Origin of the sequence: Ralstonia sp. ASV6 (assembly GCF_016429285.1) — a bacterium.
GTDB lineage: Bacteria > Pseudomonadota > Gammaproteobacteria > Burkholderiales > Burkholderiaceae > Ralstonia > Ralstonia flaminis.
On the sequence record NZ_JAELUI010000697.1, the window covers coordinates 1 to 252 of the forward strand.

Here is a 252-nt window from a genome sequence, read left to right on the forward strand (position 1 = left end):
GACTCGGCTGCCGTTCGAACGCATCATCTGCTCACGGTCGGCCAGCACGCGCACATCCACGCCACGCTGATGCGCGGCCAGCAGCGCCCGCGTGATCGCCTTGTTCGAGAGCAGGTAGGCCTGCACCTGTCTCTTATACACATCTCCGAGCCCACGAGACATGGCGCCTGATCGCGTATGCCGTCTTCTGCTTGAAAAAGGGGGGGGGGGGGGGGGGGGGGGGGGGGGGGGGGGGGGGGGGGGGGGGGGGGG

At 69.8% G+C, this 252-nt stretch carries 1 pseudogene; it reads right to left on the reverse strand.

The annotated features are described in order from the left end of the window. Positions 1-135 (reverse strand): annotated as a pseudogene (locus JHD73_RS29690) (phospholipase D family protein); the annotation flags it as partial. Between the last annotated feature and the right edge of the window lie 117 nt (positions 136-252).